Origin of the sequence: Bartonella sp. CL436QHHD, assembly GCF_042195105.1 — a bacterium.
In the GTDB taxonomy this organism is placed as follows: domain Bacteria; phylum Pseudomonadota; class Alphaproteobacteria; order Rhizobiales; family Rhizobiaceae; genus Bartonella.
In genome coordinates this window covers 20060-34809 of the sequence record NZ_JBHINR010000048.1, presented here as the reverse complement: position 1 = coordinate 34809, position 14750 = coordinate 20060, and the positions used below count along the sequence as shown (strand labels likewise).

Below are 14750 nucleotides of genomic sequence, written 5' to 3'. Positions count from 1 at the left end.
ATCAGCGTTTCTCCTTTTTAACTTTTCCCATACTGCGCAACGCCGCTACTTCACGAAACCATTGTTTAAATGGTCGCGCTGGACTACCTCCCCATTTTTCGCCATCCGGAATGTCATTCATAACACCACTACGAGCAGCAATCTGAACAGATTTACCTATTATGATGTGATCAGCTACTCCCACACTTCCGCCAAGCTGAGACATATCCCCTATAGATGTACTTCCCGCAATGCCACATTGAGCGGCAATAAGACAATAGCGGCCAATTTTTACATTGTGGGCAATTTGTACAAGATTATCAATCTTGCTTCCTTCACCAATAACAGTATCTTGAAATGTCCCACGATCAATTGTCGTGTTCGCACCAACTTCTACACCATCCTCAATAATAACACGACCAAGCTGTGGAATTTTCTCGATTCCAACTCCACCTCCAACATAACCAAAACCATCTTGTCCAATGCAAACGCCAGGATAAAGCTGAACCTTATCACCTATTATAGAACACTGAACTGTTACCTTAGGAGCAATATAGCAGTCACATCCAATACGGCAATTTTCACCGATAACAGCTGTGGATGAAATAAGAGTTCCTGCACCAATCTCAACATTTTTACCAATAACAGCTCCAGCTTCAATACACACATCATGTGCCAACTTAGCCGTTGGATGAATATGCGCATGTAATGAAATCCCCTTCTGCCCCAACCAAGGCATTGGCTTGACAGAATCTGGAAACAAAATACGACCAATCTGAGCAAAGTCACGCTGTGGTGTGGATGTCACCAAAATTGCCATAGTTTCGGGAACTTTAAAAACAATCTCATTCGTACACAAAACAGCAACAGCAGAACTGTCCAGTAAAGCATCAGAAAACTTCCGATGCTCTACAAAAACAAGCGAACCTTCCACCGCACTCTCAAGTGAAGAAAGAGTATTGATAACTTTATGAGAAAACTCTGGATTAAGAAGCTTTGCACCCGTCAACTCAGCAGCATTTGCAACTGTCAATCGTCGGGACGGCGTAAAAAAAAATGTATCCGCCATCAAAACACTTTCTCTCCCAGCTTAAGCTATTCTCTTCAAATTTTTCCTTCTTAAAATCGCTCAAATCAGAACTTCGTAGAAATACCAAAGTTCAATTGTTGCAAACGATCACCTTCCTGCTTCGTTATTGGCCAAGCATAATCAAAACGCAAAGGACCAAACGGAGAATCCCACATCAAACTCACACCTGCAGATGAACGCCAAGCACTTTTGGTATTGGTAACAGACGGTTCACCCTGAAAAACGGCTTTATAATTATTGCCATAAAGCGTGGCAATATCCGCAAATAAAGCACCGCGCAACCCGAATCCTTCAGGCACAACAGGGATAGGAAACTGTACTTCAGCAGTCGCATTCATATATGTCGTTCCCCCCAAGAAATAAACCTCACCCTTACTGGAAACCTGGCGCGGACCTATTCCATTATATTTGAACCCTCGAATCATATCAGAATTTACTTTAAACATATCGAAAATACGAACACCTTCTTTGCCTACTTCATGGATATAACCACCCCCAAAGGAAAGCAAACCAACGATATCCTTCTGGTCAGAAAGAGTCTTGTACATCATCGCCTTACCCGTGGTCTTCAAGAACTTTGCACTCCCACCAAGCCCTGCATATTCCTGAAGCAGATGCACGTACCACCCATCATGGGGGGATCTCATATCATCAATCGTATTATAGGTGAAACCATAACTAATTGATGAACGTTTCCAAGGGCTGTGTTTTGCAGCTTGAACAATCGCACCAGAATATTTCCCATATAATTCTATTATGTCACCCTCTTTGTCAAAATCATACTCTCCGCCAAAATCATATTCTTCCTGCACATAAGAATAAGCTACATTAGCAGATAATTGATTATTAATAGGTAACGAAAACCGCAGCGATCCACCTGTCTGCCGTACATCATAGGCTTTATCAGCACGATAAGTACTACGAAAAACATCAACGCCAGCAGATAAACGATATCCTAAGAAATAAGGATCAACAAATGATAAATTATAATTACGAGATTTTTCTTGCCCCGCACCTAATCCTAAACGAACATATTGACCACGTCCCCCAAGATTACGTTCAGTAACAGAAACTTCAAGTGACATACCAGGACTTGTTCCCCCTGTTGTATACCCTCCAGAAAGAGAGAGATCTCCTGTTGAAGCTTCAACGACATCTATTACCAAAACAACTTGGTCAGATTGATCTGTGGGAACCATTGAAATATTAACGGCTTTGAAGAAACCTAAACTTTCTAGACGACGTTTCGCCCGCTGTAGTAAAGTTTGATTGTAAGCATCTCCTTCATTTAAATCAATCTCACGGCGAATGACGTAATCACGCGTTTTCTCATTGCCACGTATATCAATACGTTGAATATAAGCACGTGTACCCTGTTCAATATTATATAAAATTGAAATTGTATGATTTGCTAAATTACGATTTCCCCGCGGTTCAACTTTAGCAAAAGCATATCCCGAATCAGCAACTTTGTTATTAATAGTTGCAACAGACTGTTCAATATCTTCTGCACTATAAACATTACCTGGCTGGGTTTTAAGCACCCTTTTCACAGATTGAACGTCAATTCCATCAACATCACTTTCAACCTGAATATCGCTAATTTTATAGAGCGCACCCTCATCAAGAACGAAAGAAATTTTATACGTATTGCTTGCTGCATCAAAAGTTGCTTTAGAAGAGACTACACGAAAATCTGCATAACCACGGTTATAATAAAAGCGACGTAAAGCTTCTTCATCAACAGCGAGGCGCTCTTCACTGTAAACATCACCTCCCAACAACTTCGAAAAAATTCCTGAAGTTTTTGTTGAAATCACATCACGCAAACGGCGACTTCCAAAGACACTATTGCCCTTAAAAGTGATATCACCAATCTTTGTTTTTTTCCCTTCAACGACATTAAATACCACATTAACCCGCCCTTTTCCAAGGTTAATCGTTTGAACGTTAACAGTGATATTATTACGACCAAGAGTTTTATAAGCCTCACGAATTGTATTTATATCAGCAGAAAGCTTAGCAGAATTAAAAGGCTCATTCGGTTTTAAAGAAATAAACCGCTTAAGATCTGGGTCTTTAAAAGATTTATTTCCTTGAAACAATATTTGATTGACAACCTCATATTCTTTTACGAATACAACCAATTTATCACCCACCGGATTTATTTTAACATCATAAAATAAACCCAATTCGAAAAGGTTCTTCACAGCAATATCAACATCACCACTGGAAACACCTTGCCCAACCTTAATCCCCATATTGTCTCGAATCGCCTGAGAACTTACAAACTTATTCCCACGAACCTCAATAGAGCGGACTACAGACGCTTGTATTTCTCCGACCGCAGCAATTGACATAAAAACCGTTGCTGGGGCAATCATCCCCATCTTTAACACCAATACAGATGCTGCATTTAAAAACTTTGAATTCGTAGTCATTGGCTTTTTTACCTTACTCTCGTTCCTTGGACATGATGCCTTAAAAAGCTAACTGCCATAACAACCTTTTTACAGCTTTACAGCGAGACTTTTCATTCCTTAATTACTCATTATAATCTACAACGCCACAACATTTTGTAGACATGGTAAACAACCTTAAATTTGTTTTTGCTATTATTACTTAATTTATAAAGCGTTTTCCATAATTTAATTAGCTAAACCAACAAAAATAATCATTAAAAAAGACAAAGATCATAAAAAGGAGAAGAATGGAAAAACCTAAACGAAAAACAATTCCCTGAATTTTGGTAGATATTCTCCTCCCAGTAATGACCTCAATGACATGCAATAAAAGATGCCCACCGTCAAGCGGTAGAATCGGAAAAAGGTTAATAAGCCCAACACTTATTGAAAGAAAAGCTGCCAAATTCAACAAAGAGATAAAACCTGTCTCGCTCACTTTCCAAGCAATTTTAACGGTTTTAGAAGGTCCACTTAGCCGACAACGATCCTCTTTTCCTCCTATTAAACGACTCATAAAAAGAACGGTTTGAGTGGCGATAAACACAGTACGGTCTGACGCTTCTCTTACAGCTGTTACAAAACCATAGCGAATATGTTTTATATAAGTTGGATCTAAATGTGCTGGATTATTTAAATCAACAGGAACACCTACACCTATCATAGCACTTCGTGTTCGATTACCAAATCCATCATCTCGCTCAACGACTTTCGGGGTAATCATGGTTGTAAAGACTCGCCCCATGCGTTCTATTTTAAACTCTATGGGTTCTCTTCCATGAAAAGCTACATAATTCATCAAATCTTCAAAGCTTTCAACCCGTCGTCCATCCATTTCAACAAAACGATCACCTAATTCCAAACCGGATTGAAGAGCAGGGCTATCTTTTACCAAAGAACCAACAACGGGCTCAATGGCTACACGACCATAGATAAAGAAAAAAAATGTTAGAATAACAACAGTAAAAAGGGCATTGAAGAAAGGACCGGCAAAAACAGTTGCTGCTTTTTTCCAAGCATGCGCACTAGCAAATGAACCATCAACAATCAGAGATGATTGGAATGATTCCGTATCGATTTTTTCCTCATCCCCAACAAATTTTACATAACCTCCTAAGGGGATAAGTGCTAAACGCCACTTCGTGCCATGCTTATCTGTATAACTCGCTATTTCTGGTCCAAATCCAAGCGAAAAAATTAACGCCTTAATACCACACCACCGACCAATGAGATAATGCCCAAATTCGTGCACAAAAATGATAATCATAATGATGAAAAGAATACTCAAACTTCTTAAAAGAAAATCACCCATAGTGACGATATGATTTAAAAGTTCCAAACGATCTTCTCCCAATTAGATCATACTAAAAAGATTAAAAGGCGCATCCATATCAGACATAAATGAACCAATTAAATAAAGAAGAAAAGCTGCCCCTACCAATCCATCTATACGATCCATAAAACCACCATGTCCAGGCAATAAAGAACTAGAATCTTTAACAGAAAACCGTCTTTTGAGCCACGATTGCCCTAAATCACTCAATTGTGAAACAATTGATAAAACAAGTGTAAGGAGTGGCACAAAAAAACTAGCTAAATTTATATCAAAAAATCCAAAAGCAACCCATATACCACCGAAAACTCCGACAAATGTACCACCAAGTGCTCCTGACCATGTTTTATTAGGAGAAAATTGTGGTGCTAATTTAGGGCCCCCTAATGCACGTCCGATAAAATAACCACCAATATCTGTTCCCCACACTATCGTAAATAAGAAAATAACAACTTGGAACCCCAACATTTCATGATCCCGTAGAAAGCATAAAGCAACAACAGGAAAAGATGCATATAAAAAACCACAAAAAACCCAACCACTCTTTTTTATAGATATAATAGCCAACACCGCAGCCAAAACGATTAAAACACAAAAAATCAACGGAGCAGATACACTCAACACTAAAAAAAAGCCAAAGATCAAGTAAAAGATACTTGCTAATATTTTTTGTAAAACACACCACTTCTCTTTAGTAATACTCATCCACTCATAAAGAACAAAACCGCCAATACACCATACAAATAAAAAAAAGAAGTTTCCTCCCAACCATGTTAGATACAACGCAATAACGCCAAAAACAAAAGCTGTCAGAATACGATAAACCAAATTAGACAAAACAACATCCAAACAATAAAAATAGAAAATACAAGCCCTGAAATTAACGCAAGAAAAATTCCCCTACGCAGTGTTTTTATCTCATACCTGTATAATTTCTCTTATAATTTATCATAAATAATTCAGTCTACTAAGATAGCGCTTATGAGACTAATAATCAATGAAAACAGCTTCAAAAATCTCAGTCAAGATTAATCCTAAATATTTTTTTAATATTTTCTCAAATATAAAATGAAAAAGCAGCTACCTCTGCCCCATACAAATTAACTAATATAGGTTTCGTATAAAAACACTTTTCTATCAACTATTCGTCATTAAAAAACGAATTACGCCACATGACATCTGCTTGATCGATCATACCCACATGTTTTATAATGAGAAATAAGAGAAAGGTTAGGCTTAATATTCTTTCCCCAACCTTCATCTTAGAATATTTGAATAATTTCTAATAATGCTTTCATTATGCAGTTTAACAAAGACGTACTCAACTAAAAGCCCACACTATGCTGTTAAATAGTGTCTTCCAGCAAAGGGCATGATTTACCACGCAGATTAAAAAATTTAAACATCTGCCCTTTCAAATCAGTCTCTCCCATATCAAAATGATAGAATACCTTCCTGCATCACACCTTGCTATCACAGAACACACCACCCCTCCTATTATCCCTAGAAACAATTTACAGGCTTGGGAGTGTAACATCCTTTTTCTAGCGACAAAACCGTCTTAAACGTGCATAATTTCAGATTCTTTTACGGCTAAAATTTTATCAATATCAGCAATAGTTTCATCTGTGAGTTTTTGAACTTTTTCAGACAAACTATGGGCTTCATCTTGTCCAATTTCACCATCTTTTTCTAACTTTTTCAAATTGTCCAAACCATCCCGACGGACATGACGTGTAGCAACACGCGCTTGCTCTGCATAGTGATGCGCAATTTTTACAAGTTCTTTACGGCGCTCTTCATTCAACTCAGGCAAAGGAATACGTAGATTCGTACCATCAGTTATGGGATTTAAACCAAGACCAGAATCGCGAATAGCGCGCTCTACAGCTCCGACCATCGTTTTATCCCATACAGAAACAGAAAGCATCCGAGGTTCGGGAACAGAAATATTAGCAACCTGATTTATATGCACAACAGAACCATAAGATTCAACGGTCAACGGCTCTAATAAACTGGCCGATGCACGTCCAGTCCGCAAACCACCTAATTCATGTTTAAAAGCCGTAATGGCACCATCCATGCGACGTTTCAGATCATCCATAATTGATGTAACATTCATATTTCTGTCTCCTTCAATTGTCCTTTGAAGCTTACCCTTATTCCGATACTATTGTAAAGCGTCCTGTTCCATTCAAGACCTTAGCCAAACCGCCTTTTTCATGAATGGAATACACAATAATCGGTACATTGTTCTCACGTGCTAAAGTGACCGCCGTTGAATCCATAACAGATAATCCCCATTGCAAAACTTCAACATGTGTTAATTGGTCAAAACGCTTAGCCGTAGGGTCTATTTTTGGATCTGCTGAATAAATACCATCAACTTGTGTTCCTTTAAGAAGGACATCCGCACCAATTTCTGCTGCACGTAAAGTAGCAGCAGAATCAGTGGTAAAAAATGGATTTCCTGTACCACCTGCAAAAATCACAACTTTTCCCTGATTCATATAAGCTATTGCTTTACGTTGCGAGAAACTTTCACAAATTTGTGGCATAGCAATCGCAGAGAGTACAACAGTTTCAACCCCTAATTTTGTCAAAGATGTTCGCAATGCTAAAGAGTTAATAGCAGTTGCAAGCATTCCCATATGATCACCTGTCACTCGGTCCCCACCATGCGAAGCAACAGCAACGCCACGAAAAATATTTCCCCCACCGATAACAACCGCAACTTCTATCCCCATTGTGCGCACTTCTGCAATATCAGCGGCAATACGGTCTACAACAGAAACATCAATGCCAAAATTCTGCCCTCCCATAAGAGCTTCACCAGAAGCCTTTAAAAGAATACGTTTATACGGAAGTGCTAATGCCATTAATAATCTCCCCAAAAGCCCATTTACTTTTTGCTTTTGACATCACGAAGGGCACCACTTTTTTCACGTGACGCCCTCTCAACAATTACATTGTTCCCCTCAGAGATTCTACAACCAACGATATGACTTTAAATCTCTGTTCAAGAGTTTGCAATAACTAGCCTTTTACAGCAGCAGCAACCTCTGCAGCAAAATCAGACTCCTCTTTTTCCACACCTTCACCTAATGCAAAACGAATAAAGCCTGTAATTTTTGCTGGAGCACCAATTGATTTCTCAGCATCCTTTAAAGCGGCCTCAACAGTTATATCAGGATTCATAACAAAAGCTTGAGAAAGCAAAACAACCTCTTCAAAAAACTTACGCATACGTCCTTCTACCATTTTTTCAATGATATTTTCAGGTTTTCCAGACTGACGTGCTTGATCTGAAAAAATTGCTTTTTCACGCTCAACAGCAGCAGCATCAACATCTTGAGCTGTAAGTGCTAATGGATTGGTTGCCGCAATATGCATCGCGACCTGCCGACCAAAAGCAAGAGCAGCTTCCTTATTTCCTGTTGTTTCAATCGCAACCAAAACACCAAGTTTTCCAAGCCCATCAGCCACACTATTGTGTATATAAGTCGCAACAACACCATTCTCAACAGACAATTTAGCGGAACGACGAAATGTCATATTTTCGCCAATTGTACCAATTGCATCTTTAATCGTAAGCTCTACAGTCTTCTCAGAGCCTGGATAAAGAGAAACAGAAACAGATTCAACATCCCCTGGCGTATCTAAGGCAGCAGTTGCTACTTTACGCACAATGTCTTGGAATCCATCATTGCGTGCAACAAAATCTGTTTCAGAATTAATCTCAACCAAAACTGCATGTGAATCTTTTGATACGACTCCGATTAATCCCTCAGCTGCTGTACGACCAGCCTTTTTATCTGCTTTAGCTATTCCTTTTTTACGAAGCCAATCAACAGCAGCTTCCATATCACCATTGGTCTCTGCTAGAGCGGCTTTACAGTCCATCATACCAGCGCCAGATAATTCTCGAAGTTCTTTTACTTGTGCAGCAGTAATGCTCATATTTGCCTCTTTATTTTGTAACGGTGAAAGCGCGCAAAATCCCTCTGCACGCCTATAACTTCTTCTTTAGACAATAAAAGTACCTTAATTAGGCGTTTTATATTATTCAGAAACTTCTGAAACTGCATTTTCTTCCAAAATAGGCTCCACAGGTGCATCAACTTGAGCTCCTAAATCGATACCCATTGCTCCTTGCTGGCGTGCAATACCATCAAGAGCAGCACGGGCAAAAAGATCGCAATAAAGAGAAATTGCACGTGAAGCATCGTCATTACCTGGTATTGGATGTGTTACGTCATCGGGATCACAATTGGTATCAATAATAGCAATCACTGGAATACCTAAACGTTTTGCTTCTTGGAGTGCAATATTTTCTTTATTCGTATCGATAACAAAGATAAGATCTGGAACAGAACCCATATCTTTAATACCACCAAGCGCACGATTAAGCTTTTCACGATCACGTTCAAGATTTAAACGTTCCTTTTTGGTAAAGCCTTGCGCTTCAGCAGCAAGAATTTTATCAAGCTTCCGCAAACGATGGATCGAATTGGAAATCGTTTTCCAGTTTGTGAGCATGCCGCCAAGCCAACGTGCATTAACGTAATACTGGGCGGAACGATTCGCCGCATCTGCGATAATGTCAGATGCTTGCCGTTTCGTACCAACAAAGAGAATACGACCACCACGCGCTACAGTATCTGAAACAAGTTTAAGCGCTTGGTGTAAAAGTGGAACGGTCTGAGCAAGGTCAATAATATGGATATTATTACGCTGACCATAAATATAGGGAGTCATTTTGGGATTCCAGCGATGAGTCTGGTGACCAAAATGCACACCGGCTTCTAAAAGCTGGTGCATAGTAAAATCGGGTAGTGCCATAAATCTTATCCTTTCCGGTTCAACCTCCGCGGAAAAAGCAGAAAGACCTGCTACCGGCGGATGCTTGCTAGAATTTTCTCACAGATCATTTGCAAACACCCAGACTCCGCGTGTGGAATAGCGCAAACATACTAATATTTGATTCTTTTTCAAGTTATTTTCTTTAATCATTTAATATTTGCATTTTCACATTGATTAAGATCTTTTCCAAGTTCCAAGAATTCGAGACTGTTCAATTTTGCACGCACTGAAAAAGTTCCATAATCTATATGAAGATCACGCATGACACCATTCTCATGTAAGAGAAAACTGCTACGATAAACCGGCAAACCATCTTTATTTTCTCCATCATCAAAATAAGAAATTGTAACAGGCCAATATTCTTCTTCATCCAATTTTCTTACTTTTTCCGTTTCGCTATCAGATAAAAGCGTCTTCTTTTCCCCTATGACGATACTTTCTTTTATAACTTTATCTGCTTTATTTGTCCCATCAAATACAGTAACATTGTAAAAATGATCTCCTGCTTTTGCATGGCGGATAATATTTTTTAGTTGCATTATTGGAAATTCAGCCATTGCAAGCTTATACTCTTTTTCCTTTGGCTTTTTTAAGGTAACTGTAATACCATCTTGAGTACGCTCCGCAACCCCCTCGGCACGATGCACAACCTCTTCTCCCTCTTGATCTGTGATATTAAAACGAAATGTACGGCTGTCTCCTGTCTCATAACTCGTCGTCTGTTGATCCGTCAAACGTACTGGCATATCTTCAATGTGAACACGGCTAATGAAACGAAAACGTGTGCTATAGCCTTGGCATGCCGAACCAGTAAGCTCGTAAACCATTCGTCCTGACATCGCAGAAATTGTCATTTCATGAGAAACACTATCGAGATGAAAATCATAAATTGCTCGATGAGGCACAATAAAAATGGGCTCTTCAGCTCTCGCAGTACATAAAAAAACAATATATAAAATTATTATAAATAATGATCTAATCATTCCCAACTTCCGAACTTTATCCCCGTTGCATAACATCATACAATAAGGCAAAAAAGGCTAATTTCTCAATTAACCACACATTTTCTTAAATCAAAAAATAGATTATGCAATGAATATATTATAGAGCAGCTATGGAGTTAACATTATGACCAATATGATTGAAAAAAACTTAGAGAAGTTCGGAATCACTCTTCCTGAAGTAATCTCCCCCCTTGCCAATTACATCACCACTTCACAAAGTGGCAATCAACTCTTTATTTCTGGACAACTCCCTCTTATTAATGGAAAACCAATAGCCATCGGTAAAGTTGGTGCAACTGTGAATACCGAACAAGCCCAAAAAGCATCCGAAGCTTGCGCTCTCAATATTCTCGCGCAACTCAAGGCAACTCTGGGTGACTTAAATAAAATAAAACGTGTGGTAAAAATTACTGTTTTTGTGGCTGTAGATTCTCATTTTACCGATATTCCTTTTGTTGCCAATGGAGCTTCTAATTTATTCGTCAATATCCTTGGTGAAATTGGAAAACACGCCCGTTCTGCTATTGGTGTTGCCTCTCTTCCTATGGATGTTCCTGTAGAAGTTGAAGCCATCATAGAAATTTAAACCTTCATTAAGACAGTGCACCATCCTAAATATAACTGAAGTCAAAATACTTCTTTGTCTTACACTCTGATAAAACTTGCATTTTTTCGTTTTTAAATTAGAATCTTAAACTTACAATAAAAGGAAATATTTGTATGAAACAAGCTTACGACAATAACAATATTTTTGCTAAATTGATTCGCAATGAAATCCCTTCTGTTCGTGTCTACGAAGATGATGATGTTATTGGATTTATGGATATCATGCCACAGGCACCAGGTCATACGCTGGTCATTCCTAAAAAAGGCTCGAGAAACTTACTTGATGCAGATACTGAAACATTATTTCCTGTTATTAAAGCTGTTCAAAAAATTGCAAATGCCGTCAAAAAAGCCTTTCAGGCAGATGGCATAACTGTCATGCAATTTAATGAAGCAGCTAGTCAACAAACCGTTTATCACCTCCATTTTCATATTATACCACGTATGAAGGGAATAGAACTTACCCCTCATAATGATATGATAACACCTACAGAAATACTTGAAGAGAATGCAAAAAAAATCCGTGCTGCCTTATAACACACTCTTAAGTTGTTGAGCTTTTTTTTCCTACACGTTTTTTTGTAAAATTTTCCATTTTACTTTTCTTTGAACTTACAGATATATCGGAAGATGAAATTTCTAACTGTAAGCTTTCTTTTTTACCATTTGATTTTTGTGTCAATACGCGAACGGTACCACCATTGCGTAACTTTCCAAATAAAATTTCATCAGCTAATGGCTTTTTAATATATTCTTGTATAACACGCCCTAATGGGCGTGCTCCCATCTGAGAATCATATCCTTTATTGGAAAGCCATAAAGTTGCAGAAGGGCTTAATTCAAAACAAATTCCCCGATCAGCTAATTGTGCTTCAAGCTGAAAAATAAATTTTTGCACTATCTGATTGATGATTAAATGAGATAAAGGTGCAAACGGAATAATTGCATCTAACCGATTACGAAATTCTGGTGTAAATAACCGATTGATTGCTTCTATATCCTCACCATCACGATGTACTTTCCCAAATCCAATAGCTGATTTTGCCATATCTGAAGCACCCGCATTGGTCGTCATAATCAAAATAACATTGCGGAAATCAATTTTCTTACCATTATGGTCTGTTAATCTACCATAATCCATTACCTGCAATAAAATATTAAATAACTCTGGATGCGCTTTCTCAATCTCATCTAGCAATAGAACTGCGTGAGGTTTCTGATCAACGGCATCTGTAAGGAGACCTCCTTGATCAAACCCTATATAACCTGGAGGTGCTCCGATTAAACGTGCTATCGTATGCCGTTCCATATATTCTGACATATCAAAACGCAATAATTCAATGCCTAAAGATGATGCAAGCTGTTTTGCAACTTCAGTTTTTCCTACACCTGTTGGTCCTGAAAATAAATAACTTCCTATTGGTTTATCCGGTTCGCGTAAACCTGCTCGCGCCAATTTTATGGATGAAACTAAGATGGAAATTGCCTGATCTTGACCATAAACAACATGTTTGAGTTCTCTTTCAAGCTTACTCAGTATCTTCTGATCATTCCGGGAAACTGTTTTTGGTGGAATTCTTGCAATTGTAGCAACAGTCGCTTCAATTTCTTTAACACCTATACTCTTCTTGCGTTGTTTTTGTGGCAAAAGCTTTTGCGCTGCGCCACTTTCATCAATAATATCAATTGCTTTGTCAGGTAACCTACGATCAATTATATAACGTGAAGATAATTCTACAGATGCCTTCATCGCCTGATCTGTATATTTAATCTGATGAAAATCTTCAAAGTAAGGCTTCATCCCTTGCAAAATCTTAATCGCATCTGTAACAGAAGGTTCATTAATATCAATCTTCTGAAAACGACGCTCTAAAGCACGATCTTGTTCAAAGAATTTGCGATATTCTCTATAAGTCGTCGAACCAATACATCGCATAGTTCCAGAAGATAATACAGGTTTCAAAAGATTTGCTGCATCCATATTTCCCCCTAATGTCGCTCCTGCTCCAATTAAGGTATGAATTTCATCAATAAATAAAATAGCATCTGGATACAGCTCAAACTCTTTAATAACTTGCTTTAAGCGTTCTTCAAAATCACCGCGATAACGTGTACCTGCAACAAGTCCCCCCATATCAAGAGAAAATATTGTTGCATTTGATAAAACTTCAGGTACTTGCCCATCAACAATGCGTTTTGCCAATCCCTCAATTATAGCGGTTTTCCCCACTCCAGGATCACCAACCAAAAGCGGATTGTTTTTCGACCTTCGACATAAAATCTGAATCATGCGTGAAATTTCCATTTCACGGCCAATTAATAAATCAATTTTTCCATTACGTGCTTTACAATTGAGATCAACACAATAATTCGTTAAAGCACTTGTTCCTCTTTCACCATTATCCGAAATCTGCTGATCTAATTGCTCTTCAAGTCCTTCAAGTAACATGGATAACCCATCATCACGCGTGACACCCTGTGAAATAAAACGTACAGCATCATAGCGTGTCATTCCCATCTCTTGAAGAAAATATGCTGCATGGCTTTCACGTTCAGAAAAAATTGCAACAAGAACATTTGCCCCCGATACTTCATCTTTTCCAGCCGATTGTGCATGAATCACCGCACGTTGGATAACACGCTGGAAAAAAGCTGTAGGCTTTGTATCCTCATCAGCTCTAATCTGTTCATCTAACTCTGAGCGAAGATAATTGGTTAAGCGCTCTCGCAATTCCTCCACATCTACTTGGCAAGCCTGAATAACGGAATTTGCATCGGCATCATCTAACAGCGCAAGTAGAAGATGCTCTAATGTTGCATATTCATGCCGTGCTTGAGTAGCAATTGTTAATGCACGATGTAAAACCTCTTCAAGACTAGGTGTAAAAGATGGCATAGCTCCTCACTTCCATTCCATTACACATTGTAACGGATGTTCATTTTGACGCGCACATTCTCTCACTTGTAATATTTTCATTTCAGCGACTTCATAAGTATAAGTCCCACATTCTCCTATCCCATTGTGATGAACATTTAACATTATCCGCGTTGCCTCTTCGAAACTTTTTTTAAAAAAGTTCCTCAAAACAAAAACAACAAAATCCATAGGTGTGTAATCATCATTAAGCAAAAAAACTCGACATAATTTAGGTTTTTCGAGTTTTTCTCTAGCCTTAGGCATTATAACCGCACCATGCCTACCTTCATCCCAATTCTTGCCCTTTTCATTATGCATAATATGAGCTATAGAGTTTATTATGAGCGTCTGTCCCATTATCGTTTTCCATGCAGCACATTTTTTATTAATTTTAAATTCTTTCATAACTATTGCAATACCTGTTTGTATTAGAAAAAAATTTCCCTCTATGGTTAGACTTCAATCACTCACTCATAAAATAACTTCTGTAAACAAA

At 38.4% G+C, this 14750-nt stretch carries 13 protein-coding genes; 2 read left to right on the top strand and 11 right to left on the bottom strand.

Annotated elements, in window-relative coordinates:
• Window position 1 precedes the first annotated feature (1 nt).
• The 9 genes from lpxD to ACFIKN_RS06880 form a co-directional block, all read right to left on the bottom strand.
• Window positions 2-1048 carry a UDP-3-O-(3-hydroxymyristoyl)glucosamine N-acyltransferase gene (gene lpxD / locus ACFIKN_RS06920; RefSeq protein WP_273790671.1) on the bottom strand — a complete coding sequence of 349 codons (1047 nt, stop codon included), beginning with the start codon at window positions 1046-1048 and terminating at the stop codon, window positions 2-4.
• A gap of 65 nt (window positions 1049-1113) precedes the next feature.
• Window positions 1114-3510, bottom strand: coding sequence for an outer membrane protein assembly factor BamA (gene bamA / locus ACFIKN_RS06915; protein WP_375654509.1), 2397 nt, complete (start codon window positions 3508-3510; stop codon window positions 1114-1116).
• Window positions 3511-3721: 211 nt separating this feature from the next.
• The gene (locus ACFIKN_RS06910) at window positions 3722-4870 is read right to left on the bottom strand and encodes an RIP metalloprotease (RefSeq protein ID WP_375631234.1); all 1149 of its coding nucleotides are present in this window, start codon (window positions 4868-4870) and stop codon (window positions 3722-3724) included.
• 15 nt (window positions 4871-4885) lie between these two features.
• On the bottom strand, window positions 4886-5701 hold the full coding sequence (locus tag ACFIKN_RS06905) for a phosphatidate cytidylyltransferase (protein WP_273790668.1): 816 nt from the start codon (window positions 5699-5701) through the stop codon (window positions 4886-4888).
• Window positions 5702-6425: 724 nt separating this feature from the next.
• Entirely contained in the window at window positions 6426-6986 is a 561-nt protein-coding gene (gene frr / locus ACFIKN_RS06900; protein ID WP_273790667.1) for a ribosome recycling factor, read from the bottom strand.
• Window positions 6987-7023: 37 nt separating this feature from the next.
• On the bottom strand, window positions 7024-7743 hold the full coding sequence (gene pyrH / locus ACFIKN_RS06895) for a UMP kinase (RefSeq protein ID WP_273790666.1): 720 nt from the start codon (window positions 7741-7743) through the stop codon (window positions 7024-7026).
• Window positions 7744-7900: 157 nt separating this feature from the next.
• Window positions 7901-8824, bottom strand: coding sequence for a translation elongation factor Ts (gene tsf / locus ACFIKN_RS06890; protein ID WP_375630041.1), 924 nt, complete (start codon window positions 8822-8824; stop codon window positions 7901-7903).
• 102 nt (window positions 8825-8926) lie between these two features.
• On the bottom strand, window positions 8927-9706 hold the full coding sequence (gene rpsB, locus ACFIKN_RS06885; RefSeq protein ID WP_273788135.1) for a 30S ribosomal protein S2: 780 nt from the start codon (window positions 9704-9706) through the stop codon (window positions 8927-8929).
• Window positions 9707-9873: 167 nt separating this feature from the next.
• On the bottom strand, window positions 9874-10710 hold the full coding sequence (locus ACFIKN_RS06880; protein ID WP_273790664.1) for a cell envelope integrity EipB family protein: 837 nt from the start codon (window positions 10708-10710) through the stop codon (window positions 9874-9876).
• 145 nt (window positions 10711-10855) lie between these two features.
• Here ACFIKN_RS06880 and ACFIKN_RS06875 point away from each other — a divergent pair, with 145 nt between their 5' ends.
• Window positions 10856-11317, top strand: a complete 462-nt coding sequence (locus tag ACFIKN_RS06875; protein ID WP_375607219.1) for a RidA family protein — start codon at window positions 10856-10858, stop codon at window positions 11315-11317.
• 134 nt (window positions 11318-11451) lie between these two features.
• A complete protein-coding gene (locus tag ACFIKN_RS06870) occupies window positions 11452-11874 on the top strand; it encodes an HIT family protein (RefSeq protein WP_273790662.1) in 423 nt (140 codons plus the stop codon).
• Window positions 11875-11881: 7 nt separating this feature from the next.
• Here the strand turns inward: ACFIKN_RS06870 and clpA are convergent, their stop codons facing one another.
• Together clpA and clpS are read right to left on the bottom strand one after the other, a co-directional pair.
• Window positions 11882-14233, bottom strand: a complete 2352-nt coding sequence (gene clpA / locus ACFIKN_RS06865; RefSeq protein WP_273790661.1) for an ATP-dependent Clp protease ATP-binding subunit ClpA — start codon at window positions 14231-14233, stop codon at window positions 11882-11884.
• Between the two features lie 6 nt (window positions 14234-14239).
• The gene (clpS, locus tag ACFIKN_RS06860) at window positions 14240-14611 is read right to left on the bottom strand and encodes an ATP-dependent Clp protease adapter ClpS (RefSeq protein WP_375658146.1); all 372 of its coding nucleotides are present in this window, start codon (window positions 14609-14611) and stop codon (window positions 14240-14242) included.
• Window positions 14612-14750 lie beyond the last annotated feature (139 nt).